This is a genomic window from Pseudomonas sp. G3-39, from assembly GCF_054790485.1.
In genome coordinates, this window is record NZ_CP186497.1 from 1,000,632 (window position 1) to 1,027,066 (window position 26,435).

Genomic DNA, 26,435 nt, shown 5'->3' on the forward strand with positions numbered 1-26,435 from the left:
ACTCCCTTGGCGGTTTGCATCAGAAGCGCCAGATCACGTCGATGAACGCGCGGTGCATGTACGAATCGACCTGGCTGCCATAGGCATCACCGGGCTTGAACACACCGCCACGGAAGCGCACCAGCGCCGACGGCTCGTCGATCGACTGGCTCAACGCCGCCGGCAGCAAGCCTTGCTTGAAGTACTTGGTCACCACCAGGTCCATTTCCTGACCCAGATCCTTGTTGCCATCCTGCAGCGGCAGCGAGGTGCTGGAGAGGATCGCGCCGGTGACGTCGTCGGTGTTGTTTTCCACGGCGTTGATGCCGTTGCTGCCCACCGGCTTGTTGCCGTCCACGCGCCAGAACTTGTGGTAGATCAGGCTGGCGTCGTACTGGTCGTTGAGCATCCACGAACCGAACAGGGTCGCGGTCTGCATGTTGTTCATTTCGCCACGGAATGCTTCGCCGAAACGGTGCACGCGCGAGCGGGTACCGGTGTAGTTGGAGCGGTTGCTCTCCAGACCGTTCTGCTGGTAATCGGCGCTGGCGCGGGCGTAGGCCGCACCGACCTGCCACTGCGGATCAAGGCGCAGACGCACGCCCAGATCGGTGGCCCAGCCGTTGATGTCATCACTGCGCTTGGCTTGGGCCGGACGGCTGCCATCGGCGTTCAGCGGGTTGACCGAATCAAGGTCGCCGCTCATGCCGGTGATGCTGCCCCAGTAGTTGACGGTGTTGGTGTTGCGCCAGTTGTAGGCGTCGCTGTCGGCGGTCAGACCGAGCCAGCTGATGTCGCCGTTCTGGGTTTTGTCGAGGGTGTCGCGGGGCACGCCCGGTTCGGCGTAATCGAGCTTGCCGTTGTCGTGGGTGTGATGACCACGAATGCCGACCCAGTTACCCGGTGTCCACTGGTAAGCGGCATCGGCGTAGGCGTGCAGGCGATCCTTGTCTTTTGGTGCCAGCTCTTTGAGGTCGGTGCGGTATTCGCTGAAGCGTTCGGCGACACCGACGTTGGCGCGCAACAGGGTGGTGTCGAAGGTCCAGTTCAGCGCTTCGATGTTGGTGTCGCGCCATTGGCCGTCGTCATTGCGCAGGCGCTGGCGACCGAGCTTGAGCATCTCGCCGGGGTACGGCGTCAGGCCGCTGTAGCCGACCCAGAACTCGCGCATCGCCAGATAGTTTTTCTTGGTTTTGCGGTCGCTGTTGTCGGTGGTTTGCTCACCGTCGGACTGCTGCAGGGTGTCAGTCTCGATGATGTCGGTCGAGGTCACGGCCTGGCCCATGGCGTAGGCACTCCACGCGCCGCTTTCGCCGTAGACCCACGGACGCAGGTCCAGGCCCACACCGTTGACGTCGCCGCCGCTGGCGGTGCCGAGGTCGCGGTCGTCTTCGGACTGGCCGGTGATTTTTACTTCCAGGCCGAAGTTCTTGGTTTCAGTGATCGCGGCCAGTGTCGGGCAAGACCAGATCAGCGCGAACGTGAGGCCAATGCCGGCCTTCACAAAGGGATTCAACTTCATAGGGATTCCTCGCCGTCTTCTTCTTGCAGGGCGTGCAGTTGCAGCGTGTTCTGGTTCAGGGCGCCACGGCTGGCCTGTTCCTGTTGCAGCAGGCGCTGGGCTTCGGCCAGACGCTCGGGCGGCAATTGCGCGGCCAGGGTGGTCGCCAGTTCATCGGCTTGCGGGGTGTTCTGCGCCTTGGCCAATTGGCTGAATACGTAGGCGTTGAGCGGGTCGGGCTTGGTGCCCTTGCCTTGGGAAAACAGTTGGGCGATGGCGAAATCGGCGCTGTTCTGGCCATTGCGCGCAGCGGTCAGCAGGTGGTCGAGGGCCTTCTGCGGGTAGACCTTGCCCAGGTAACCACGGCGATAGATCTGGCCGAGGTAGTAGTCGGCGGCGACTTCGCGGCCGACGGCTTTCTGGAAGTGTTCTTCGGCGACTTTGGCGTCGGCCGGCACCAGTTTGCCTTCGTAGTAGAGCTTGCCCAGCAACAGTTCGGCGCGCGGCTGGTCGGCGGCGCGGCCGTTGTCCAGGTATTTCATCATCTGATCGACGTCGCCCAGTTCCGGGAAGTCGTAGAGCAGCTGCGCGAGGGTCACCCACGATGCCGGGTAGCCCGGGGCGATCGGTTCGAGCAGCGACTGCGCGGTCTTCTCGTCGGTCTTGCCGAGGGTCGAATCGGCCAGCACGCGGGCCACCGAATCGACGCGCTGCGCGCTGACCGTGCCACGGCTGTAACCGGCCTGCATCTGCTTGATCAGCTCGGCCTGTTGTTCAGGCTGGGCGCGTTTCTGATAGACCGTGGCCAGTTCGACGTAGCAGATGTCGGTGGTGTTGAGCGCGGCCTTGCAGATTTTTTCCACGTCATCCAGATGCTGGTCGTAAGTGCCCTGAGTGCGATACAGCAGCACCTGCGCCAGACCGGCTTCCGGGTAGCCGGATTTGCGCCACTGATCGATCTGCTGCTGCGCGTTGATGTTCGGGAAGCTGTGCGGGAATTGCAGGTACAGCATCGCCAGCGGGATCAACGTGTTGCCTTCGCCATTGGCGGCGGCTTTTTTCAGCAGGCTTTCGGCTTCGTGGTGCTCGGCTTCGGTTGACCCGGGCTTGGCTACCAGCAGGCGACCGAGACGGGCCTGGGCCCGTGGCGAAACATCGGCGGCGGCGCGGTAGGTCGCTTCGGCCTGTTTGATCTGCTCGGGGTCGCGGCTGTCGACCTGGATATCGGCGAGACCGACTTGCGCCTCGCTGTAACCCAGATCAGCCAGTGCGCGGTAGTTTTGCGCGGCGGTGGCGGTGTCGCCACGCTTGAGCGCTTCGTTGGCCAGACGTTGGTCGGGCAGGCCGGCGCAACCGGCGAGACTCACCGCCAATGCCAGCGAGCACACCATCAAACCCATGTGGGAGCGAGCCTGCTCGCGAAGCAGTCGACTCGGTACTTCAGACAAACCGCGCTGATCCTTTCGCGAGCAGGCTCGCTCCCACAGGTTCGGCGGTGTGTTCAAGATAGGAGTAGTCACAGGCATGTCCTCGACTTAAAGACCGGCAGCCATGGCTTTGTCGATCAGCCAGTTCAGGTTCGGACCTCGATCGCTGTTCACTTCCACCGGGCGCCCGGCGAAGCTGCTGTCCAGTGGTTCGTCCGGCTGGATCTGCACGCGGATGTCGGAGGACAGGTCGGCGCTTTTCAGGCTGGTGCTGCTGACGATCTTGCCGGTGCGGGTCTGGTCTTCGCCGGCGATCTGGAAGCTCACTGGCGTCCCCGGACGCACGTCGCCGAACTGACGATAGGAGAAGCGTGCATCGACGGTGGCCTGTGTATTGCGCGGTACCAGAGTGAAGATCACGTCGCCCTTGCTCGCGTACTGACCGTCAGCCACCAGTTGCTGGGCCACGGTGCAATCGCACGGAGAAGTCAGGGTGCCGGTCATTTGCTTGCCGAACAGTTCTTCAACCTTGGCCGGTTGCAACTGGTCTTCGTCCAGATGGCCCTTGAGCACGTCGAGCATGCTGGTGCTGAAGGTCGCCAGCGGCGCGCCTTTGGCGGCGACGCCGTCGGACTTGACCAGGCTCTGCACCGTGCCGTCACGCGGCATGGTGATGTTCATTCCCGGCACGCTGACCAGACCTGCTTGCGCGTGGCTGACGAAGTACATGCCGTACACCGACTTGAAGACGAAACCGAAAGCGACCAGACCGATGGCGAAAATGCCGGCGCTGAAAGTCACGGCTTTCAGACGCCCGAACGGGGTCATGCCGCTCCCGCCGTCCTTGACCTTGCGCGCCTTGGTGAAGTTGTCGCGCTGCAGGGTCGCCAGTACTTCACCCATGCTGACGATGTCGCCGGCCAGGTGCGAAGTGATCAGGTGACGCAGGGTCGAGATGTCCTGCGGTTCCAGATTCTGGAACTGGCAACCGGCGCGGCCGCTCTGGCGGTCGTAGGAGCGCACTTGCAGTTCGACGTCCATGGCCAGGCCGAGGTTGTCGATGACGAATTGCAGGCGTGCCTTGTACACCTCGCCGATGGTCAGCGGCAGTTGCCCGGCGTTGAACGCCAGACCGCCGGCGGACAGGTCGAGGACCCGCGCTTCGACCGGCGTCCGGTCTGGGCCGAAGAAACGCAGTTTGGCCGGGATTTTCACTCGGGCGTGCTGACGCTGGGCTTCGGATTCATGCACTACGTTGGCGTTGACGGCGGTATTCATGGGGGCGATTTCCTTGTTAATTCAATAGGGGCAGGTCAGACCATCATCAGCAGCACGGCGACGAAAATGCTGCCGGCGGAGAAGGTCATGGTCCGAGACGACCAGGTGTTGAACCAACGTTGAAAGCTGGCGAGATCACGGGTCAGGGAAGTGGGTTGGCGCGTCCAGGATTGCTGGTCGAGGCGGAAGAACACGTAGATCTTCACCAGCGCACCGACGATCTGGTTGTAATACAGAATCACGGGATAGGCCGGGCCGATCCGGTGACCGGAGCACGACAGCAGCAGGGTCAGAATCAGGCGGGTGATACCGATCCACAGCAGGTAGGCGAGGATGAACGCGCCGCCGTACTTGAAGCTGGCGATGATCGCCACGGTCAGGCCCAGCAACGACGTCCACATCGATACGCGCTGATCGAACAGCACCACCGAGGTGAAGGCGCCGAGGCGTTTCACACCCAGGCCCAGCGCTCGCGAGTTCTGGCGCAGGTTGTTGCCGTACCAGCGGAACATCAGTTTGCGGCTGGCCTTGATGAAGCTCTTTTCCGGCGGATGCTCAACGGTGTTGATCGCGGCGTCCGGCACGTAAAAGGTGTCGTAACCCAGGCGCATCAGGCTGAACCAGCTCGACTTGTCGTCGCCGGTGAGAAACTTGAAACGGCCCAGGCGCCAGTGTTGCAGCGAGTCGCTTTCGACGTCGGCGATGAATTCCGGATCGGTCACCACGGTGGCGCGGAACACCGACATACGCCCGGTCATGGTCAGCACGCGCTTGGACAGGGCCATCGAGCACATGTTGATGTGACGCTGGGCGAAACGCAGCTTGTGCCATTCGCTCATGATGTAGCCGCCACGTACTTCGCAGAATTCGTTGGTGGTCAGGCCACCGACGTTGCCGAACAGCTGGAACCACGGCACGGTCTTGCGCACGGTGCCTTCGCCGAGCACGGTGTCGCCGTCGATCACGGCCACCACGGCACGGTCGTCCGGCAGGTGACGGGAGATCGCGCGGAAACCATAAGCCAGGCCATCGCGCTTGCCGGTGCCGGGAATGCGCACGAAGTCGAGCTTCACGCGGTCTGGCGGATTCATCCGCGCCCACAGCGCCTTGACCAGCAGCTCATCGGACATTTCGACGATCGAGCAGACCACGGTGGTCGGCAGTTCGCAGTCGATGGCTTCGCGGATCACCGAGCTGTAGACCTGCGCGGTGGTCAGCGCGTCGATACGGAAACTGGTGACCATCAGAAACACATGCGACGGGTCCGCCGCCTTACCCAGCTTGCGCACTTTGCGGCGCAGGTGCGGGTAAACGATGTAGAGAAAAATCATGCCGCGCACAAAGTGCGTTGCACCCATCGAGTAGCGCCAGATACCCACGGCGCCAATCAGGAAAATAAAGTCCTTCGACTCGGAGTCGAACGTGGACGTGGGCAGCATCAAGGCCAGGCCCAACAACAAACTGAGGTAAAACAGCCAACCGGCGGCCTGAAGTAGGCCGTGCTTTAGCCTGTGCATAATCTGCATCCGTCTCTATCTCGGGCGAGCCTGTCGGGTGGCCCGATGGGGTTAAGGCAGGCGAAGAACCGGCCGAGGGTTCAAATCCCCCGGCCGGAAGGCTGACTTACCAGCAGATACCTTCGGTGCGAGTACCCGGGTTGGTGGCTTTGGCCATGAAGCCGACCAGGTCGATGACCTGTTTGCCTTGCGGCGCTTCCTGGGCCAGCGCGCGGAACTTCTCGTCGCGGTTGCCGAGGATGATCACGTCGGAGTTGTCGATCACCGAATCGAAGTCCGAGTTGAGCAGGGACGACACGTGCGGGATCTTCGACTCGATGTAGTCCTTGTTCGCGCCGTGAACACGGGCGTACTCGACGTTGCTGTCGTAGATGCTCAGGTCGTAGCCCTTGCCGATCAGCATTTCGGCCAGTTCCACCAGCGGACTTTCGCGCAGGTCATCGGTACCGGCCTTGAAGCTCAGACCGAGCAGGGCGACTTTGCGTTTGTCGTGGCTTTCAACGATGTCGAAGGCGTTCTGCACTTGCGATTCGTTACTGCGCATCAGCGAGTTGAGCAACGGCGCTTCGACGTCCAGCGAACCTGCACGGTAGGTCAGGGCGCGCACGTCTTTGGGCAGGCACGAACCACCGAAGGCGAAGCCCGGGCGCATGTAGTACTGGGACAGGTTGAGGGTCTTGTCCTGGCAGACCACGTCCATCACTTCACGACCATCGACGCCAACCGCTTTGGCGATGTTGCCGATCTCGTTGGCGAAGGTGACCTTGGTTGCGTGCCAGACGTTGCAGGTGTACTTGATCATCTCGGCGACCGCGATGTCCTTGCGGATGATCGGCGCGTCGAGTTCTTCGTACAGCGATTGCAGAACGTCGCCCGAGGCCTTGTCGAACTCGCCGATGACGGTCATCGGTGGCAGGTCGTAGTCCTTGATCGCGGTGGATTCACGCAGGAATTCCGGGTTGACCGCGACGCCGAAATCGACACCGGCCTTCTTGCCCGAGCAGTCTTCGAGGATCGGGATCACCACGTTGGCGACGGTGCCCGGCAGCACGGTGCTGCGTACCACGATGGTGTGGCGGGTGGTTTTTTCACGCAGTACGAAACCGATCTCGCGGCACACCGCCTCGATGTAGTTCAGTTCCAGGTCGCCGTTCTTCTTACTCGGCGTACCGACGCAGATCATCGACAGGTCGGTGTCACGAATCGCCTCGGCGAAGTTGGTCGTACCGCGCAGACGACCGGTCTCGATACCCTGAGCCAGAAGTTCGCCCAGACCCGGTTCCACAATCGGCGACTTGCCGGCGTTGATCATGTCGATCTTGTCTTTGGCAACATCGACGCCAACCACGTCATGGCCCCGTGCAGACAGGCAACCGGCACACACTGCGCCAACGTAACCCAAACCAAATATGCTGATGCGCATCGCAATTACCTCTGTGTTTTATCAAGCCATTAGATGGCCGGAGTTAATGGTGTTCAGCGGTCATAGTGCACTCGAAAGTGCGGCATACAGGCGCCACAATGCCGTGTGCAGGCATACTAAGTTCCGAGTGTCTAAATAAGTGCACTCAAGATGTGCGCAACTAGGCCTTAGTTGTTATGACTTGCCCTGTTATGCAGCGGATCTTCTTGCTGGAAGACTCTTGTGCATGTGTTCAGTCCACCTGATGTCGGACGAAAGGCCCGTAGATCAAGCGGTTGGGTGCTCAGGCGAGCACAATTACAGGGGCGCAGCCTTGGCCTTGTAGAGGATGTTTATGGTGCGTATCACCTATCCATCGTTAGTTGATCAGATGAGTGAACCATCTAGGCAAGTTGCTGTGACAACTTGGTTACATGGTTCTCCGCTCTGCGTAAGTTATCTCGTACAAACTCGGCGAGAATCGTTACCGGTGGTATGAGCTATGCATTTGGACATAGTTCCTACCCGCTCATCGCGAAAGCTGAAATTTTTTGAAATATTGCCAAAGATGGCACTGGTCTCAATTTGATAGCACTTTCGATTTGGGCCTTTATTAATCGGCGCGTAATCGAGCTAGATAGTTTTGTGCCACTACCGTAAAAAAATTTAGGTGCCACTACTGAAAAAAAGTGCGGGTGTCGAGTGAAACTAAAATTAGAAATGCCGGGGACGATTTTATGGCGCCAATAAAACGGCGAAATGTGGCGAGGAATTTTTGACGTCGTGCGAGCTGCACGACTCTTTATAGACAGAGTCGTGCAATGGGCATGCTTTATTCCGGAGCGTGGTCGCGCAGAAACACCAGATTGTCCGGTTTCGACTGCTCGGCGCTGAAGCGATAACCCTGCACATCGAACTGCTTGAGCAGGGCAGGATCGTTGATTTTTTCCTGAATCACGAAACGGCTCATCAGGCCGCGGGCCTTCTTCGCGTAGAAGCTGATGATCTTGTACTGGCCGTTCTTCAGGTCCTTGAAATCGGTGTTGATGATCCGGGCGTTCAGGGCGCTGCGTTTGACCGCCGAAAAGTACTCGTTGGAGGCCAGGTTCAGCAGCACATCGTCGCCCTGATCGGCCAGCGCTTCGTTGAGCCATTCGCTGATGCGCGTACCCCAGAACGCGTACAGGTCCTTGCCACGGGCGTTGGCCAGTTTGGTGCCCATTTCCAGACGATACGGCTGCATCAGGTCCAGCGGACGCAGCAGGCCATAGAGACCGGAGAGCATGCGCAAGTGCTTTTGCGCATAGTCGAACTGAGCTTCGCTGAACGATTGCGCGTCGAGGCCGGTGTATACGTCACCCTTGAACGCGAGCAGCGCCTGCTTGGCGTTTTCCGGGGTGAAGGCGGGCGTCCAGCTGCCGAAACGCGCGGCATTCAGGCCGCCGATCTTGTCGGACACGTGCATCAGTTCGCTGATCTGTGCCGGGCTCAGTTCGCGCAGCTGCTGGATCAGCTCCTGAGAATGATCGAGGTATTGCGGCTGGGTGAAGCGCTGGGTCGCCGGCGGTGTTTCGTAATCGAGGGTCTTGGCGGGGGAAATCACCATCAGCATGAAGTCGTCTCCTTTAATCGTGGGGGCGATTCTAGGGGGTTGGCCGAGTGGACTCCAGCTATCAAGTCCATAGGTGATCGACGGCCTAACTCAAACCCCCTGTGGGAGCGAGCCTGCTCGCGAAAGCAGATTCAGATTCACTATAAATGTGGACCGATACACCGTATTCGCGAGCAGGCTCGCTCCCACAGGAGATAGGTGTTGCTGCTGGGAATCGTGCGGGATCAGCTATAGTGCCGCGCGGGTTTGGTTATGGAGACACCCCTTTGCGCATTGTTCTTTTATTCACCGCGTGGCTGTTGAGCTTCGGGGCCATGGCGGCGCCGGGCGATGTGGCGACGCTGGATCGCAGCACCTGGCCGGAGCAACTGAGCAGCCCGACGCTGTTCGACGTCGCCTCGCGCGCGGAAATCCTCATGTTCGCCCGGGGCCTGCTCGGCACCGAGGCGCTGGACGAGGCCGCGCTGGCACAGCGTTTGGGGTTGCGCACGGTCAACGTCGACGCGATCAGCCACCTGCGGCAGCGGCTCTGGGAACGTCTGTTGGCCAACTACAACTTCGCCCAGCAGAGCTGCGATCAGGATGCCTCGTTCTGCTTCCTCGTCGAGGACCTGCCGACCCTGCGCGAGCAGGCCGCCAAGTTTGTGGTCAGCGACGACAGCTATTACACCAAGTGGGCCGAGCCGAGCCGGTTGTTTCATCTGCAGTATCTGGACGAGCTGATGCGCAAGGCGGCGCTGTCGCCGCAGACCAGCAGCGAAGTCGATCAATTCGGCGACTACGAGCGCAACGGCGACGAGATGCACGATCGGCTGTTTCTGCTGAGCTTCGATAGCGCCGCCAATCTGCAGCCGGACAACACTGACTGGATTGCCGACTACCTGCGCAAATCCAATCTCAGCGGCACGTTCTTCCTGTTGGGCAAGGATGTGCAGGCGCGGCTCGCTGATCGCTCGGTGAGCAACCTGCAATCGGAGTTCTCGAAACAGTGTGTGGGCGTGCAGGGCTGGGAGTTCCGCTCCCACAGCTATTGGCAGGACTGGCAGGACTCGGTGCGCCGCAGCGCCGATCTGGTGAAGAACAAGTTGCCGGAGAACTATGTGCCGCTGTTCCGTCCGCCGGAGGGACAGCGCCGCAGTGATGCCGGCAGCTTCTTCCGCAATCAGGGCCTGCAAGTGGCGCTGTGGGATATCGATGCCCAGGACGGCGCCGGCAAGCTCAAGGGCGCGCAGAGTGCGCAGCGGGTGCTGACCCTGATGCTGCTGTGGCGTCACGGGGTGATCAATTTCAACATGAAACAGGATGCGGTGAAAACCGCGTTGCCGTGGCTGATCACGCAAACTGCGCAAAGCGGCATCGGCTTTGAGGACTGTCAGGACGGGTTTCGCTGACAAACGGAAAAAGCCCGGAAACATTGGGCTTGGGGCGATTTTTCTAGAGAATTCGATGCAGGCGGACTTCCGACTTTAGCGGGGTCTGGACGGTCCGCCAAGGGCTTTTCGTCACTCTGCAAAATAAACTTAAAAAAACCGTCAAAGTGCTTTTTTATGTCATGGGTTTTGGAGTATTACGAAGACAGACCGCCGAAACCTGCAACACAGGTGGCGTCTTCCAAGACTCCTTTTGTGTGCAGTTCATCCAGGCCCTCGTGGATGAATTCGGCAGTCACTTCGAGGCGCAGCACCGCCCAGGTATTGCGTCGAATGGCTCCCACAAAGGTGACCGAGTATGGATGATCACGGACGTAGCCCTTCTTCCAACCAGCCAATCCTTTATGTACTCGATACCAACGTATTGATTCACGATCCAAATGCCCTGCTGAATTTCGAAGAACACCACGTCGCGATCCCGATGACCGTGCTCGAAGAGCTGGACAAGCTCAAGAGCGGCCATCACAGCGTTGCTGCCGAATGCCGCCAGGCGATCCGGCTGATCGACAAGACCCTGGGCGATGCCTCCCCCGAGGACGTTGAACTGGGTGTGCCGATCCAGCGCGGCAAGGGCGGGCCAAAGGGCTTGCTGTCAATTCTGATGAGCAAACAGGCCGAATCGAACCTGATTCTGCCCGAGCATCTGAACGACAACAAAATCATCAACCAGTTGATCGACCTGCACACCCGTGATCCGAAGAAGGCCGTGGTGCTGGTCACCAAAGACATCAACATGCGCCTCAAGGCGCGCGCCTGCGGGATCGATGCCGAGGACTACAGCACCGACCAGTTGGTCGATGACGTGTCCCTGCTGCCCAACGGCTACCACAACATGACGGGCTCCTTCTGGGACCGCGTGAGCAAGGTCGAAACCCGTCAGGATCACGGCCGCACCTGGCATCAGGTGCAGTTGATCGATAACCTGCCGGCGGTGCACATCAACGAGTTCATCATTGACGAACAAGGCTTTGTCGGCTGGATCAAGGAAATCCAGGAAGACAAGCTGCTGATCCTCGACCTGCATCAGGAACCGCTGCTGCATCAGGAAGCCTGGGGTCTCAAACCGCGCGATATCTATCAGAGCCTGGCGCTGTATGCGTTGCTGGATCCGGACATTCATCTGGTCAACCTGTCGGGTGCCGCCGGTTCCGGTAAAACCATTCTGGCGCTGGCTGCAGCGATCGAGCAGACCATGGTCAGCAAGCGCTATCGCCGGATCATCGCGACTCGTAGCGTGCAGGGCCTGGACCAGGAAATCGGCTTCCTGCCGGGTACTGAAGCGGAAAAAATGGAGCCTTGGCTGGGCGCCATCACCGACAACCTCGAAGCCTTGCACATGGATGACGAAAACACCCATGGCAGCGTCGATTACATCCTCAGCAAAGTGCCGTTGCAGTTCAAATCGCTCAACTACATTCGTGGTCGCAGCTTCCAGCAGAGCCTGATCCTGATCGACGAATGCCAGAACCTCACGCCGCACCAGATGAAAACCATCATCACCCGGGCCGGCGCCGGTTCCAAAGTGGTGTGCCTGGGCAACCTGGCACAGATCGATACCCCTTACCTGTCCGCGACCAGCTCCGGGCTGACCTACCTGACCGAACGCTTCAAGGATTTCCCCAACGGGGTGCACATCACCCTGCAAGGGGTGCCTCGCTCGATTCTGGCTGAATACGCCGAATCGCATTTGTAACCCTTCCAACAAAACCGGGCGGCTCAAAAGCCGCCCGGTTTTTTATTGATAAATGCATATCCCCTGTGGGAGCGAGCCTGCTCGCGAATGCGGTGTATCAGTCGACATCTATAGTGAATCTGAATCCGCTTTCGCGAGCAGGCTCGCTCCCACAGGGGGCAACGGTGAATTCATAATCAGTGATGCGGAAATTTGACCCACAGGTTTACAATCCCTGCTCCTGATCAGGAGTAATCCCGTGCTGACTCATCTCGATTCCCAAGGTCGCGCCAACATGGTCGACGTCACCGAAAAAGCCGTGACGTTCCGTGAGGCGACGGCCCAAGCGCTGGTGCGCATGCTCCCCGAAACCCTGCAGATGATCGTCAGCGGCGGCCATCCCAAGGGCGACGTGTTTGCCGTGGCGCGCATTGCCGGCATTCAGGCGGCGAAGAAAACCAGTGATCTGATCCCGCTGTGCCATCCGCTGATGCTCACCGGGGTCAAGGTTGAACTCAGCGCTGAAGGTGACGACAGTGTGCGCATCGTCGCCCGCTGCAAGCTGTCAGGGCAGACCGGCGTAGAGATGGAAGCACTGACCGCTGCCAGCGTCGCCGCACTGACCATCTATGACATGTGCAAAGCGGTGGACCGCGGCATGGTCATCGAAAGCGTGCGTCTGCTGGAGAAGGTTGGCGGCAAGAGCGGGCATTTTCAGGCGGAGCAGCCATGAAGCTGACGGTTAAATTCTTTGCCCGTTATCGTGAAGCGCTGGGCGTGGACTCGGTGGAGGTCGAAGGCGATTTCGCCACGGTCGACGCTGTGCGTGCGCTGCTCGCCCAACGCGAGGGCGCCGAAGTGCTGAGCGAACAGAACCTGATGTGCGCGCGCAACGAAGACCTGTGCCAGCTCGACGAGCCGGTGAGCGATGGCGACGAAGTTGCGTTTTTCCCCACTGTGACCGGAGGCTGAGGCATGGCGATTCGGGTGCAGTCCATGGCGTTCGATCCCGGCGCTGAAGTCAACGCGATGCACGCGGCGAATGTCGGTGTCGGCGCGGTGGTGAGCTTTGTCGGCTACGTGCGCGACTTCAATGACGGGCTGGATGTAGCCGGGATGTTCCTCGAACATTATCCGGGCATGACCGAAAAAGCCCTTGGCAAGATCGCCGTCGAGGCCGAGCAGCGCTGGCCGTTGCTGAAGCTGGAAGTGCTGCACCGCATCGGCGCGCTGGAGCCGGGCGAACCGATCGTGTTTGTCGGCGCGGCCAGCGCCCATCGCCAGGCGGCGTTCGACGCCTGCGCCTTTGTCATGGACTACCTGAAAACCCGCGCGCCGTTCTGGAAGAAAGAGAACACCAGTGACGGCCCGCGCTGGGTCGAAGGGCGTGACAGTGATCATGCCGCTGCGGATCGCTGGAAAAAATAGTTTTTATAGCGCCTTCAAGTCCGTCTTCGCGAGCAGGCTCGCTCCCACATTGGATCTTCATGAACGCAGATATTGTGTTCGCTACAGATCCCCTGTGGGAGCGAGCCTGCTCGCGAAGGCGTCACCTGCATCACCAAAATCCTCTTTCTTTGCCCAATTGACGGAATGTACATATAAGTCCAACATGGATTTATAAGTACAAAAAACGTCAATCTTGCCGCTCGTAGCTCCCTGCTCCCAGCTGCTCTTCTTCGTCTTGCCAAACCAACAACAACCCGCGAGAGAACGAACATGAAGAAACTCCCCCTGATCACCGGTCTGGCCCTGAGCCTGTTGGCGTGCACCAGCTCGTTTGCCGCCGAGAAAACCTTGCGCATCGGCATCGAGGCCGCCTATCCACCGTTCGCCTCGAAAACCGACAAGGGTGAAATCGTCGGTTTCGACTACGACATCGGCAACGCCCTGTGCGCGCAGATGAAGGTCAAGTGTGTGTGGGTTGAGGGTGAGTTCGATGGTCTGATTCCTTCGTTGAAAGTGAAGAAAATCGACATGGCGTTGTCGTCGATGACCATCAACGAAGACCGCAAGAAGTCGGTGGATTTCACCCACAAGTACTACTTCACGTCGTCACGGCTGGTGATGAAGGAAGGCGCCACGGTCGATGACCAATATGCCAGCCTCAAGGGCAAGAGCGTCGGCGTGCAGCGCGCCACCACCACCGATCGTTATGCTACCGAGGTGTTCGAACCGAAGGGCATCAACGTCAAGCGCTACGGCAATAACGAAGAAATCTACATGGACCTGGCGGCCGGGCGGCTCGATGCGATTTTCGCCGACACCATCCCGCTGAACGATTTCCTGTCGATGCCACGCGGCAAGGGCTATGCGTTTGTCGGGCCGGAGCTGAAGGATCCGAAGTACGTGGGCGAGGGCGCGGGGATCGCGGTGCGCAAGGGCAATACCGAGCTGGTCAGCGAGTTGAACACGGCCATCGACGGGATTCGTGCGAGTGGCGAATATCAGAAGATTTCCCAGAAGTACTTCAAGTCTGACATTTACGGCGACTGACAGCCCGCTATCGCTGGCTTGCCAGCGATGGGGCCGGAAATGCCAATGCAGATCTTCAGCCCTTCAATTCCTTCAAATGCTTGTACACCGTCGCCCGCCCCATGTTCAGCACATTGGCCACATAGTTCGAGGCGCTCTTGCCCTTGAACGCGCCTTCGGCGTGCAGCGCCAGCACCAGTTCGCGCTTGTGATCGCGGGTCAGCAGATTCAGGCTCAGCTGCCGCTCGCGCAGCCAGGCGTGGAGGAAGGTGTTGATGCGTTCCTGCCAGTCATCGCGAAACAGTGAGTCCGGTTGCGGGATCAGTTTGCTCGGCGACAGGAACAGATCCAGCGCGGCCTTGGCATTCTCGAACAGCGAAATATTCAGGTTGATGCACAGCACCGCCAGTGGCCGCTCTTCACCGTCGCGCAGCACGGTGCTCAGGCTGCGGATTTTCTGGCCGTCCCAATTCAGTTTTTCATAAGGGCCGATGTTGCGCTCGCTGACCTCCTCGCTGAGCATGTCTTCAAGCGATGAATCGTCGCCGATCTCGCGCTTGGACAGGTTGTTGGCGATGTAGTCGACCTTCTGCGTGCGCAGGTCGTGCAGCACCACTTCGGCGTGGGGAAAGAACAGCGTGGCGATGGCGTCGGCGATGGCACGGAAGTTATCCAGGGCCGGATCGAATTCGGGGGCGGTCATGATTGTGGAGCTCCAGGCGGCGTCAGCGCCCCCGTGCACGGGGGCGCTGCGAGTGTGCCGCAATCCGTTGGGCGCGTCATCCGCAGGGGCCATCAGCGCAGTCGTGAAGGGGAGAGCATGGTGCTGCTCAGGCCGAACTGCTGCAACGACTCAGGCAACGGCTGACCACGCACCAATGCCGCGCTGGCCTGGCCCATGGCCGGTGAAGTCTGAATACCGTAACCGCCCTGGGCCGCGACCCAGAACAGCCCCGGCACCTGCGGATCGAAACCGCTGAGCAGATCACCGTCGGCGACGAAGCTGCGCAGTCCGGCCCAGGTGCGGGTCGGGCGGCGAATGGTCAGGGTCGTAGCCTCTTCGATCTGATAGATGCCCATGGCGATGTCCAGCTCTTCCGGTTGCACGTCATGCGGTTCGACCGGATCGGCGTTGGCCGGCGAGCCGAGGAACATCCCGGCGTCGGGCTTCATGTAGAACGATTCGTCGAGGCTGACCAACATCGGCCAGTGATGAATGTCCACTCCCTCGGGGCCGGCGAAAATGAACGCTGCGCGGCGCTTGGGTTGCAAGCCCAGTGCTTGGGCACCTGCTAGTGCGCCGATCTGGTCGGCCCAGGCGCCGGCGGCGTTGATGATGACCGGGGCGCTGAAGGTCTGGCCGTTGGTTTGCACCTGCCAGAGGCCAGCGGCGTCGCGCGTCAGGCCTAGCACTTCGCAATCGGTGTGCACTTGGCCGTTGTTGCGGCGGATACCGCGCAGGTAGCCCTGATGCAGGGCGTCGGTGTCGATGTCGCTGGCGGTCGGATCGTAGATCGCGCCGTGGACTTTTTCCCGACGCAGGATCGGCAGACGGGCGCAGGCTTCGTCGGCGCTGAGCAGCTGCATTTCTGGCACTGTGGCTTTGGCGCTGAGGTACTGGTTGTTCAGCTCGGCGGCGTCACCGCTGAAGTCCACGGTCATTTCGCCGCGCGGTGTCAGCAATGGGTGCTCGCAAAAGCCGCTCGGCGGCTGGTCGAAAAACTCACGGCTGGCCAGCGTCAGCGCGCGCACCTGCGGCGTACCGTAGGCGGCGGTGTACAGCGCGGCAGAACGCCCGGTGGAGTGATAGGCCGGGTGCGATTCACGTTCGAGCACGATCACTTTGGCGTGGCGCGACAGCCAGAAACCGGTGGAAGCGCCGGCAATCCCGCCGCCGATGATGATGAAATCTGCCTGGCTCATGAAAGGTCTCCGGTGTTTACGCAATATCAAGGCGTTCACTATTCCCCTGTGGGAGCGAGCCTGCTCGCGAAAGCGGTGTATCAGTCGACATCTTCGGTGAATGTCAGACCGCATTCGCGAGCAGGCTCGCTCCCACAATGGGATGTGTGGTGTCAGTTATTTAATTGATAAACCGCATTGGCCAGCGCAATGTCTTCCAGGCCCAGGCCAATTGAACGGAAAAATACGTGACGGTCGTAATCAGGGCGCGGCACTTTCTCGCTGAGCAGGTCGGCGAGGTCACCGACAATCGCAGACTTGTCCCAGCCATGCTGCTCGGTCGCGATCAACATCTCACCGGCCGAGCCCGGCGTGGTCAGCCGATAGTCACAGAACACTTGCATGTCGCCCAGGCTCTGCGGCGGCACCTCATGGGCGCGTGGCGCGTTGGTGCTGATCGAGGTGATCAGCGCCGGTTTGCTCAAGCTGGCCGGGTCGATGACCGGGCCGGCGGACGAGGTGCAGAGCATGATCACGTCCGCGTCTGTGAGGGCGACATCGCGGCTGTCGGCAATCTTCACCCCCGGGTAGATCTCTTTCAGCAGCGCCCGGGTTTCAGCGTCTTCAGACAGGCTCGGCGAATACACGCTGATGTTCTGCCAGTCGCGCAGACCTTTCACGTAATGCAAATGAGCCTGGGCAACCTTGCCGCTGCCGATGATCGCCAGTCGTTGGGCATTCAGCGGGGCGAGGGCATCGACTGCAACGGCGGTGGTCGCTGCAGTGCGTGCGGTGGTCAGCTCGCCGGCATCGCAAAGCAGCAGCGGTTGGCCGGTTTTCATCGACATTAATAGGGTCCACGCTGTCACCAGTGGCCCTTGCTCGCGGACGATGTACGGCGAGGTCTTGACCCCGTACACGCCGTCCTCGGCCAGCACCCCCAGATAATTGATGAAGTCGCCGGCGCCCTGCGGAAACTCCACCAACTGCTGCGCCGGTTGCACGGCGTGGCCGGCGGCGAGGTCGCGGAACAGTTTGCGCAGGATCTGCGGCACGTCGATGCGCGCCAGCAGCTCGCGGGCCTGGGTGTGGTCGATCACGTAGGGTGTACTGGACATGTCAGGCTCCACGCTCTGGATGTAAACTAATTTGTCCATTATGGACTTTTAGTTGTCTGCCGCAAGCGCCTGTTGAAAACGCCGGGCAAAAAAAAGCGCAGTCCGTTGCCGGCTGCGCTTTTTGCGTTACAGATCGCTTACTGCGGCTGCGGACGCTTGCGTTCAACAGCGCGCAACAGGTGCGTCGGCGGTGTTTCGCAGCTGATCTTGCGACCGAGTTTCTCTTCGATCGACGGCAGTTGGTAGGAGTCGTCCTCGCCGGCGAAGCTGATCGATACGCCGTCAGCGCCTGCGCGACCGGTACGGCCGATGCGGTGTACGTAGTCGTCCGGCACTTCCGGCAGGGTGAAGTTGATCACGTGGCTGATGCCGTCGATGTGGATGCCGCGACCGGCGACATCGGTGGCCACCAGCACGCGGATCTTGCCTTCGCGGAAGCCTTCGAGGGTCTTGATGCGCTTGTGCTGCGGCACGTCGCCGGACAGTTGCGCGGCGTTGATGCCGTCACGCACCAGGCGTTCTTCGATACGGCGCACTTCGTCCTTGCGGTTGGCGAAGACGATCACGCGTTCCCAGCCGTTGTCGTTGACCAGGTTGTAGAGCAGTTTGTATTTGTCAGCCGCGGCCACCGCATAGATGTGCTGCTCGACGTTTTCGTTGGCCACGTTGGTGACTTCGATTTCGACGATTGCCGGATCGGTGGTCCATTGCTTGGCCAGGTTCATCACGTCTTCGGTGAAGGTCGCGGAGAACAGCAGGGTCTGACGCTCGGACTTCGGCGGGGTCTGGCGAATGATCTGCCGCACTTGCGGGATGAAGCCCATGTCGAGCATGCGGTCGGCTTCGTCCAGCACCATCACTTCGACCATGTCCAGATGCACGTCGCCGCGCTGGTTGAAGTCGAGCAGACGGCCCGGGGTGGCGACGAGGATGTCGCAGTGGCGCGCTTCGAGGTGCTTGAGCTGCTTGTCGAAGTCCATGCCGCCAACGAACGTCATCACGTTGAGGCCGGTGTACTTGGTCAGGTCGGCAGCATCCTTGGCGATCTGCACCACCAGCTCGCGGGTCGGCGCGATGATCAGCGCACGGGGTTCACCCATGTAGCGTTCTTTCGGCGGTGGCGTCTGCAACAACTGAGTGATGATCGAGATCAGGAACGCAGCGGTCTTGCCGGTGCCGGTCTGCGCGCGGCCGATGGCATCTTTGCCGGCGAGGGTGAAACCCAGCACCTGCGCCTGGATCGGCGTGCAGTACGGGAAGCCCAGATCCTGAATGGCGTGCATCAGTTCCGGAGCGAGTTTGAAATCGTGGAAGCGGGTTTTGCCTTCCTGTGGCTCGACGACGAAATCTTCGAGTTTCCAGGGAATGACCGGTGCCTTGGGCTTCGGTTCGCGGCGCGGCCGGGGTGGTTTCGGCGCTTCGGCGCGGACCGGTTCGGTGGCGACGGCAGGTTGCGGCTCAGGCTGGGGTGTCGCTACCGGAGCCGGACGTTCAGCCTTGGGCGCATCGCTGCGAGGGCCGGGGGCGTGCGACGGCGCACTGGGGACTGGCGCGAGCTGCTCAGCCTCGCTTTTACCGAACATTTTCTTGAGTGCTTTGAGCACGGTCATCTCATCAATTGGTTAAGGAATGTACGCCGGCCAGTGTAATGCAAGAAACGGGCGCGGCGTAGTGGGATGATCAAAGGGGCGTTCGCGCTGAAACGATCAACGCAGGCGTTCGCCCAGCCAGACGCCGATATCACGAATTTCTTCGGGTAACACTTCGTGCTCCATTGGGTATTCCTGCCATGTCACGGTGACACCATGCTTCACCAAATGCTCATAGGCGCTGCGCCCCATCGAGTTCTGCACCACGCCGTCGAACTGGCCGTGCAGGCACAGCGCGGGAATACGCTGCTGACTGGCTGAAAGCTCCATCTCGTCAGTGAAGGTCGGGGCATAGGTGGACAGGGCAAGTACGCCACCCAACGGACCTTGCCACTTTATATAAGCGGTGTGCAGAACGACGGCGCCCCCCTGGGAAAACCCGGCGAGAAAAATCCGCGAAGCGTCTATTCCGCTGGCGCGCTCCTTTTCGATCAATTCAATGATGCGATCCGCCGACGCTTCCAACTGCTCACGGTCAATCGACCGCGCCGGGCTCATGGCCTTTATGTCGTACCAGCTCGGCATCTCGTAACCACCATTGATGGTGACGGGCAGGGTAGGCGCTTGCGGCAATACAAAGCGGGTAGTCAGCAGGCTTTCCTGCAGCGCTTCGGCGACTGGCAAGAAGTCATAGCGGTCCGCGCCGAGGCCGTGCAGCCAGATTACGCAGGCGTCTGCAGGCTTTACGGGTTGAAGAATCAGGGGCTCGGTCATGGCTGCTCCAAAAATGTGCGGGCGCTCTCAATAAGTGCGTGATTGAGGTGCGCGTCCGGTCGATCCGTTAAGAAGATGTCGCAAGGCTACAAGTTTTGCTATTGACCTGTCGCGCAATCGCTTCAGCAAGCGGTGTGGTACGGGCTTTGCTATGGAGGATTCTGTACGAAGCGTCCTACGCCTTGCGGTAACACTATCAGTGTACGTCTTGCGACGGGATTGCAAAGAATCCGGTGATGGATGTTCGCCAATGGCCGCTACGGGCAAAGCGAACGTGAAAGGGCTACAGCCCGTTCGGCCGATTGGTGAGAAGTGAGTTGTCCATGATGTGGATTTTCTCCTACTAGACTCATAGCGAAGGTCTTACGTCGGTTGACCCCAAAAAAAGCCAACACGGGTCAACAACGCCTCAAAAGGGTGCGACTGGACTCAAGCTCCGACACAACAAGAGCAAAACTGGAGGTTTGAATGAAGATGTTGAAATCCACTCTGGCGGTCGTGACTGCAGCAGCAGTACTCGGCGTCAGCGGGTTCGCTCAGGCGGGTGCAACCCTGGATGCCGTGCAGAAGAAAGGTTTCGTGCAATGTGGCGTGAGCGACGGTCTGCCGGGTTTCTCGGTACCGGACGCTTCGGGCAAGATCCTCGGGATCGACGCTGACGTCTGCCGCGCTGTGGCCGCTGCCGTATTCGGCGACGCCAACAAGGTCAAGTTCAGCCAGTTGAACGCCAAGGAGCGCTTCACCGCGCTGCAGTCCGGCGAAATCGACCTGCTCTCGCGCAACACCACCATGACCAGCTCGCGTGACGCCGGCATGGGCCTGAAATTCCCGGGCTTCATCACTTACTACGACGGCGTGGGCTTCCTGGCCAACAACAAGCTGGGCGTGAAAAGTGCCAAGGAACTGGACGGTGCAACCATCTGCATCCAGGCCGGTACCACCACCGAACTGAACGTCTCCGACTACTTCCGTGCCAACGGCCTGAAGTACACCCCGATCACTTTCGACACCTCCGATGAAAGCGCCAAGTCGCTGGAATCCGGTCGTTGCGACGTGCTGACCTCCGACAAGTCGCAGCTGTACGCACAGCGCAGCAAACTGGCTTCGCCAAAAGACTACGTGGTGCTGCCGGAAACCATTTCCAAAGAACCGCTGGGCCCGGTCGTACGTAACGGCGACGACGAGTGGCTGGCGATCGTTCGCTGGGTTGGCTACGCGCTGCTGAACACTGAAGAAGCCGGCGTGACCTCGAAAAACGTGTTGGAAGAAGCCAAATCCACCAAGAACCCGGACGTCGCCCGTCTGCTGGGTGCTGACGGTGAATACGGCAAAGACCTGAAACTGCCGAAGGACTGGGTTGTGAAAATCGTTTCGCAGGTCGGTAACTACGGTGAAATCTTCGAGAAAAACCTCGGCAAGAGCACTCCGCTGGAAATCGACCGTGGCCTGAACGCGCTGTGGACCAACGGCGGCATTCAGTACGCACCACCAGTGCGCTAATGGTTCTATCACCCGGCGGGCCAACCGCCGGGTGATGTTCTGTTCCATTTCTTCCGGGGCACTTCATGCAAAATTCAATCGGCGCACCAAAGCAGAGGCTCAGCCTCAGCGATCCGCGAGTGCGTGCGTGGCTGTTTCAGATCATCACCGTCGTGGCGGTGGTCGCCATGGGCTGGTATCTGTTCGATAACACCCAGACCAACCTGCAGCACCGGGGCATCACCTCCGGTTTCGACTTTCTGGAGCGCAGTGCCGGGTTCGGCATCGCTCAACACCTGATCTCCTACACCGAAGCGGACAGTTACGCTCGGGTGTTCGTGATCGGCCTGCTCAACACCCTGTTGGTGACCTTCATCGGCGTGATCCTGGCGACCCTGCTGGGCTTCATCATCGGTGTGGCGCGGCTGTCGCCGAACTGGATCATCAGCAAACTGGCGACCGTGTATGTGGAAGTGTTCCGCAACATTCCGCCGTTGCTGCAGATTCTGTTCTGGTACTTCGCGGTATTCCTGACCATGCCGGGACCGCGCAACAGCCACAACTTCGGCGACACCTTCTTCGTCAGCAGCCGTGGCCTGAACATGCCGGCTGCGCAAATGGCTGACGGCTTCTGGGCGTTCTTCATCAGCGTGGTGCTGGCCATTGTCGCCATCGTGCTGATGTGCCGCTGGGCAAACAAGCGTTTCGAAGACACCGGCGTCCCGTTCCACAAGTTCTGGACCGGGCTGGCTATCCTGCTGGTGATTCCGACCTTGTGCGCACTGATCTTCGGTGCACCCCTGCACTGGGAAATGCCGCAACTCAAGGGTTTCAACTTCGTCGGCGGCTGGGTGCTGATCCCGGAACTGCTGGCGCTGACCCTCGCCCTGACCGTGTACACCGCAGCGTTTATCGCGGAAATTGTGCGTTCGGGGATCAAGTCGGTCAGCCATGGTCAGACCGAAGCGGCGCGTTCGCTCGGCCTGCGCAACGGCCCGACCCTGCGCAAGGTGATCATTCCGCAAGCCCTGCGGGTGATCATTCCGCCACTGACCAGCCAATACCTGAACCTGGCGAAGAACTCGTCGCTGGCCGCCGGTATCGGTTATCCGGAAATGGTTTCGCTGTTCGCCGGCACCGTGCTCAACCAGACCGGTCAGGCCATCGAAGTCATTGCCATCACCATGAGCGTGTACCTGGCGATCAGCATCAGCATTTCCCTGCTGATGAACTGGTACAACAAGCGCATTGCGCTGATCGAGCGGTGAGGAAACGCGCATGACAACCCATACTTTCAAACCCGACATGCCACCGCCGGCCAAGGTCTTCGGCCCGATGGCATGGATACGCGCGAACATGTTTTCCAGCTGGCTCAACACCCTGCTGACCCTGTTTGCGTTTTACCTGATCTATCTGGTGGTACCACCGATCCTCAGCTGGGCGATTCTCGATGCCAACTGGGTCGGCACCACCCGCGCCGACTGCACCAAGGACGGCGCCTGCTGGGTGTTCATTCAGCAGCGTTTCGGCCAGTTCATGTACGGCTACTACCCGACCGGCCTGCGCTGGCGCGTCGACCTGACCGTGTGGCTGGCGGTGATCGGTGTGGCGCCGCTGTTCATCTCGCGCTTCCCGCGTAAAGCGGTGTACGGTCTGAGCTTCCTGGTGATCTACCCGATTGTCGCCTGGTGCCTGCTGCACGGTGGCGTGTTCGGCCTCGACGCCGTGGCGACCAGCCAGTGGGGCGGTCTGATGCTGACCCTGGTCATCGCCACCGTGGGTATCGCCGGCGCCTTGCCGCTGGGGATCATTCTGGCGCTGGGCCGGCGCTCGAACATGCCGGCGATTCGTGTGGTCTGCGTGACCTTCATCGAGTTCTGGCGCGGCGTGCCGCTGATCACCGTGCTGTTCATGTCCTCGGTGATGCTGCCGCTGTTCCTGCCCGAAGGCATGAACTTCGACAAGCTGCTGCGGGCGTTGATCGGGGTGATCCTGTTCCAGTCGGCCTACGTTGCCGAAGTGGTGCGCGGCGGTCTGCAAGCGATCCCCAAAGGTCAGTACGAAGCGGCTGCGGCGATGGGCCTCGGTTACTGGCGTGCGATGGGCCTGGTGATTCTGCCGCAAGCCCTGAAGCTGGTGATTCCGGGCATCGTCAACACGTTTATTGCGCTGTTCAAGGACACCAGCCTGGTGATCATCATCGGCCTTTTCGACCTGCTCAACAGCGTCAAGCAAGCCGCTGCCGACCCGAAATGGCTGGGCATGGCCACCGAAGGCTACGTGTTCGCCGCCTTGGTGTTCTGGATTTTCTGTTTTGGTATGTCGCGCTATTCCATGCATCTGGAACGCAAGCTCGACACTGGCCACAAGCGTTAGGAGTTCTCTGTAAATGAGCGAAGCAATCAAAAAGCCTGTCGGCCCTGAAGGCATTATCCAGATGCAGGGCGTGAACAAGTGGTACGGCCAGTTCCACGTGCTGAAAGACATCAACCTCAACGTCAAACAGGGCGAGCGCATCGTCCTGTGCGGCCCGTCGGGTTCCGGCAAATCGACCACCATCCGCTGCCTCAACCGTCTGGAAGAGCACCAGCAGGGGCGCATCGTTGTCGACGGCGTGGAGCTGACCAACGACCTCAAGCAGATCGAAGCGATCCGTCGCGAAGTCGGCATGGTGTTCCAGCACTTCAACCTGTTCCCGCACCTGACCATCCTGCAGAACTGCACGCTGGCGCCGATGTGGGTGCGCAAGATGCCCAAGCGCAAGGCCGAGGAAATCGCCATGCATTATCTGGAGCGCGTACGCATTCCGGAGCAGGCGCATAAATTCCCGGGGCAACTGTCCGGCGGTCAGCAACAGCGTGTGGCGATTGCCCGCGCGCTGTGCATGAAACCGAAAATCATGCTGTTCGACGAACCGACTTCGGCACTCGACCCGGAGATGGTCAAAGAGGTGCTGGACACCATGATCGGCCTCGCCGAAGACGGCATGACCATGCTCTGCGTGACCCACGAAATGGGCTTCGCCCGCACCGTGGCAAACCGCGTGATTTTCATGGACAAGGGCGAAATCGTCGAACAGGCGGCGCCGAACGACTTCTTCGACAACCCGCAGAATGACCGCACCAAACTGTTCCTGAGCCAGATCCTGCATTGATCGAAATCAGCCAGTGAAATAAACCCGGACCTGTTCCGGGTTTTTTTTTGCCCGCGATTTGCCCCTTGTGCCGATTCGGCTGCCTGACTACCATGTCAGGAAATTCATCCTATGATTGGATGAAAGGGCGAATTCAATGACAGACATCTCACCTTTGATCAAACGATCCCTGGTCGATCAGGCTCTGGATCAGTTGCGTCAGCGCATCAGCGATGGCGTGTGGCAGGTCGGCGAACGGCTGCCGACCGAGCCTGAGTTGTGCGCCGAACTGGGCATCAGCCGCAACACGGTGCGCGAAGCCATGCGCGTGCTGGCGTTTTCCGGGTTGATCGAAATCCGGCAGGGCGACGGCAGTTATCTGCGCGCAGTGGTCGATCCGATGGACACGCTCAAGGCGTTATCACGCTGCTCGCTGGAGCAGGCGCGCGAGACCCGGCACATCCTCGAAGTCGAAGCGATTGGCCTGGCCGCGTTGCGTCGCACCGATGAAGATCTCGCCGCGCTGCGCGAAGCGCTCGGCACCAGCGGCAGCCACTACCACGGCGATCTCGACACTTACATTGCCTGCGATCTGGTGTTCCACCGCCGTCTGGTGGACGCCGCGCACAACCCCACCCTCAGCGAGTTGTATCGCTATTTCTCCAGCATCGTCGGCGCGCAATTGCGCCAGACGCTGAACATCGTCCCGCGCCGTCAGGAAGTGTTCGACCTGCACATCGAGTTGCTCGATGCGGTCGAACAACGCGACCCGGAACGGGCCAAAGCCATATCGAGGCAGTTGATCAATGAACCTTGAAAGCGATAAAAACCTCCCAATCCCCAAGCGCACGGCGGAGCTCGAAGAGCTACTGATCGACGCCGAGGCCGATGACGAGCAAGTGCAGCAAAGCCATCCGCTGGTGCGCCGGCCGTGGCTGTTGTTGCTGGGGCTGATTCTGGTGGCGCTGAACCTGCGCCCGGCGCTGTCGAGCATGGCGCCGCTGCTCAGCGAAGTGTCGAAAAGCCTTGGCCTGTCTGCGGCTCAGGCCGGTCTGCTGACCACGTTGCCGGTGTTGTGCCTGGGCTTGTTTGCGCCGCTGGCGCCGATTCTGGCGCGGCGTTTCGGCGCTGAACGGGTGGTGTTGGGGATTCTGCTGACCCTGGCCGCCGGGATTATTGTGCGCAGCAACTTCGGTGAGATCGGGCTGTTTGCAGGTAGCGTGCTTGGCGGTGCGAGCATCGGCATTATCGGCGTGCTGCTGCCGGGCATCGTCAAACGCGACTTCGCCAGACACGCCGGGACCATGACCGGCGTGTACACCATGGCCCTGTGCCTGGGCGCGGCAATGGCCGCGGGTTCCACCGTGCCGTTGAGCGAACACTTCGACCACAGCTGGGCACTGGGCCTGGGCTTCTGGGTAATCCCGGCGCTGGTGGCGGCGTTGCTCTGGCTGCCGCAGGTCGGGCAGAAACACGGCGCGCACAACGTCGCCTATCGGGTGAAAGGTCTGCTGCGCGATCCGCTGGCGTGGCAAGTGACCTTGTACATGGGCCTGCAATCGTCGCTGGCGTACATTGTGTTCGGCTGGTTGCCGTCGATCCTGATCGGTCGTGGTCTGACTCCGACCCAGGCCGGCCTGGTGCTGTCCGGTTCGGTGATCATCCAGCTCGCCAGTTCGCTGGCTGCGCCGTGGCTGGCGACCCGTGGCAAGGATCAGCGGCTGGCGATCGTGGTGGTGATGGCGCTGACCCTCGGTGGTCTGTTCGGTTGCCTGTATGCGCCGATTGAAGGGCTGTGGGGCTGGGCGATTCTGCTGGGGCTGGGGCAGGGCGGTACGTTCAGTCTGGCGCTGACCCTGATCGTGCTGCGCTCGCGGGATTCGCATGTGGCGGCGAACCTGTCGAGCATGTCCCAGGGCTTCGGCTACACCCTGGCGTCGATGGGGCCGTTCGCGGTCGGCGTGGTGCATGACTGGACCGGCGGCTGGAATGCCGTGGGCTGGATCTTCGGCATCATTGGCACCGGTGCGATCATTGCCGGGCTGGGTGCCGGCCGGGCGCTGTACGTGCAAGTGCAAAGCGAAAAGATCTGACACGGTTCAACTTGTAGGGGTGAGCCTGCTCGCGATAACGGTGTGTCGGTCAAC

Annotated in this window: 23 protein-coding genes; 12 read left to right on the forward strand and 11 right to left on the reverse strand. The window is 60.4% G+C overall.

From position 1 onward, the window contains the following. Positions 1-19: 19 nt before the first annotated feature. The 6 genes from ACOYXG_RS04420 to yaaA all read right to left on the reverse strand — a co-directional run bounded on the left by ACOYXG_RS04420 (position 20) and on the right by yaaA (position 8,716). Complete coding sequence (locus ACOYXG_RS04420) at positions 20-1,501, reverse strand: alginate export family protein (RefSeq protein WP_103369091.1); 1,482 nt, start codon at positions 1,499-1,501, stop codon at positions 20-22. Continuing rightward, a complete protein-coding gene (algK, locus tag ACOYXG_RS04425; RefSeq protein ID WP_177325604.1) occupies positions 1,498-3,000 on the reverse strand; it encodes an alginate biosynthesis TPR repeat lipoprotein AlgK in 1,503 nt (500 codons plus the stop codon). Before algK ends, ACOYXG_RS04420 begins: the two co-directional genes overlap by 4 nt. Positions 3,001-3,015: 15 nt before the next feature. Next, the gene (locus ACOYXG_RS04430) at positions 3,016-4,185 is read right to left on the reverse strand and encodes an alginate biosynthesis protein Alg44 (protein WP_027610927.1); all 1,170 of its coding nucleotides are present in this window, start codon (positions 4,183-4,185) and stop codon (positions 3,016-3,018) included. A 35-nt stretch (positions 4,186-4,220) separates the two neighbouring features. Then, a complete protein-coding gene (gene alg8 / locus ACOYXG_RS04435; protein ID WP_219738132.1) occupies positions 4,221-5,702 on the reverse strand; it encodes a glycosyltransferase family 2 protein in 1,482 nt (493 codons plus the stop codon). Between the two features lie 106 nt (positions 5,703-5,808). After that, on the reverse strand, positions 5,809-7,125 hold the full coding sequence (locus ACOYXG_RS04440) for a nucleotide sugar dehydrogenase (RefSeq protein WP_047601441.1): 1,317 nt from the start codon (positions 7,123-7,125) through the stop codon (positions 5,809-5,811). Between the two features lie 811 nt (positions 7,126-7,936). After that, positions 7,937-8,716 (reverse strand): peroxide stress protein YaaA, encoded by a 780-nt coding sequence (yaaA, locus tag ACOYXG_RS04445; RefSeq protein ID WP_460356128.1) that lies wholly within the window; start codon positions 8,714-8,716, stop codon positions 7,937-7,939. Between the two features lie 314 nt (positions 8,717-9,030). Between yaaA and ACOYXG_RS04450 the strand changes: the two genes are divergently transcribed. The 6 genes from ACOYXG_RS04450 (at position 9,031) to ACOYXG_RS04475 (ending at position 14,314) form a co-directional block, all read left to right on the forward strand. Continuing rightward, complete coding sequence (locus ACOYXG_RS04450) at positions 9,031-10,107, forward strand: polysaccharide deacetylase family protein (protein WP_431188391.1); 1,077 nt, start codon at positions 9,031-9,033, stop codon at positions 10,105-10,107. Positions 10,108-10,444: 337 nt separating this feature from the next. After that, positions 10,445-11,839, forward strand: coding sequence for a PhoH family protein (locus tag ACOYXG_RS04455; RefSeq protein ID WP_027610931.1), 1,395 nt, complete (start codon positions 10,445-10,447; stop codon positions 11,837-11,839). Between the two features lie 238 nt (positions 11,840-12,077). Beyond that, positions 12,078-12,551, forward strand: a complete 474-nt coding sequence (moaC, locus tag ACOYXG_RS04460) for a cyclic pyranopterin monophosphate synthase MoaC (RefSeq protein ID WP_095138249.1) — start codon at positions 12,078-12,080, stop codon at positions 12,549-12,551. Next, positions 12,548-12,790: a molybdopterin converting factor subunit 1 gene (gene moaD / locus ACOYXG_RS04465; RefSeq protein ID WP_027610933.1), complete on the forward strand. Its 243-nt coding sequence runs from the start codon at positions 12,548-12,550 to the stop codon at positions 12,788-12,790. Before moaC ends, moaD begins: the two co-directional genes overlap by 4 nt. 3 nt (positions 12,791-12,793) lie before the next feature. Further along, positions 12,794-13,246: a molybdopterin synthase catalytic subunit MoaE gene (gene moaE / locus ACOYXG_RS04470; RefSeq protein WP_103369086.1), complete on the forward strand. Its 453-nt coding sequence runs from the start codon at positions 12,794-12,796 to the stop codon at positions 13,244-13,246. 291 nt (positions 13,247-13,537) lie between these two features. Next, a complete protein-coding gene (locus tag ACOYXG_RS04475) occupies positions 13,538-14,314 on the forward strand; it encodes an ABC transporter substrate-binding protein (protein ID WP_096795178.1) in 777 nt (258 codons plus the stop codon). Positions 14,315-14,369: 55 nt separating this feature from the next. Here ACOYXG_RS04475 and ACOYXG_RS04480 read toward each other — a convergent pair whose 3' ends face one another. The 5 genes from ACOYXG_RS04480 to ACOYXG_RS04500 form a co-directional block, all read right to left on the reverse strand. Then, positions 14,370-14,996, reverse strand: coding sequence for a helix-turn-helix transcriptional regulator (locus ACOYXG_RS04480; protein ID WP_330206289.1), 627 nt, complete (start codon positions 14,994-14,996; stop codon positions 14,370-14,372). 92 nt (positions 14,997-15,088) lie between these two features. Then, a complete protein-coding gene (locus ACOYXG_RS04485) occupies positions 15,089-16,216 on the reverse strand; it encodes an NAD(P)/FAD-dependent oxidoreductase (RefSeq protein ID WP_460356135.1) in 1,128 nt (375 codons plus the stop codon). 152 nt (positions 16,217-16,368) lie between these two features. Beyond that, positions 16,369-17,313, reverse strand: coding sequence for an ornithine cyclodeaminase family protein (locus ACOYXG_RS04490; RefSeq protein ID WP_097086322.1), 945 nt, complete (start codon positions 17,311-17,313; stop codon positions 16,369-16,371). A gap of 137 nt (positions 17,314-17,450) precedes the next feature. Continuing rightward, positions 17,451-18,923 (reverse strand): ATP-dependent RNA helicase RhlB, encoded by a 1,473-nt coding sequence (gene rhlB, locus ACOYXG_RS04495; protein WP_027610938.1) that lies wholly within the window; start codon positions 18,921-18,923, stop codon positions 17,451-17,453. 96 nt (positions 18,924-19,019) lie between these two features. Then, positions 19,020-19,676 (reverse strand): alpha/beta hydrolase, encoded by a 657-nt coding sequence (locus tag ACOYXG_RS04500; protein WP_460356139.1) that lies wholly within the window; start codon positions 19,674-19,676, stop codon positions 19,020-19,022. A gap of 468 nt (positions 19,677-20,144) precedes the next feature. On the opposite strand from ACOYXG_RS04500, the gene ACOYXG_RS04505 reads away from it, so the two are divergent. The 6 genes from ACOYXG_RS04505 to ACOYXG_RS04530 all read left to right on the forward strand — a co-directional run bounded on the left by ACOYXG_RS04505 (position 20,145) and on the right by ACOYXG_RS04530 (position 26,381). Then, positions 20,145-21,176 carry an amino acid ABC transporter substrate-binding protein gene (locus ACOYXG_RS04505; RefSeq protein ID WP_007965188.1) on the forward strand — a complete coding sequence of 344 codons (1,032 nt, stop codon included), beginning with the start codon at positions 20,145-20,147 and terminating at the stop codon, positions 21,174-21,176. 65 nt (positions 21,177-21,241) lie between these two features. Then, positions 21,242-22,423 carry an amino acid ABC transporter permease gene (locus ACOYXG_RS04510; protein ID WP_097086328.1) on the forward strand — a complete coding sequence of 394 codons (1,182 nt, stop codon included), beginning with the start codon at positions 21,242-21,244 and terminating at the stop codon, positions 22,421-22,423. 10 nt (positions 22,424-22,433) lie between these two features. Continuing rightward, the gene (locus tag ACOYXG_RS04515) at positions 22,434-23,531 is read left to right on the forward strand and encodes an amino acid ABC transporter permease (RefSeq protein ID WP_007965184.1); all 1,098 of its coding nucleotides are present in this window, start codon (positions 22,434-22,436) and stop codon (positions 23,529-23,531) included. A 13-nt stretch (positions 23,532-23,544) separates the two neighbouring features. Further along, positions 23,545-24,309 carry an amino acid ABC transporter ATP-binding protein gene (locus ACOYXG_RS04520; RefSeq protein WP_003221897.1) on the forward strand — a complete coding sequence of 255 codons (765 nt, stop codon included), beginning with the start codon at positions 23,545-23,547 and terminating at the stop codon, positions 24,307-24,309. Positions 24,310-24,445: 136 nt separating this feature from the next. Then, positions 24,446-25,105, forward strand: a complete 660-nt coding sequence (locus ACOYXG_RS04525) for a FadR/GntR family transcriptional regulator (RefSeq protein WP_285375447.1) — start codon at positions 24,446-24,448, stop codon at positions 25,103-25,105. Then, on the forward strand, positions 25,095-26,381 hold the full coding sequence (locus ACOYXG_RS04530; RefSeq protein WP_460356145.1) for a CynX/NimT family MFS transporter: 1,287 nt from the start codon (positions 25,095-25,097) through the stop codon (positions 26,379-26,381). Before ACOYXG_RS04525 ends, ACOYXG_RS04530 begins: the two co-directional genes overlap by 11 nt. Positions 26,382-26,435 lie beyond the last annotated feature (54 nt).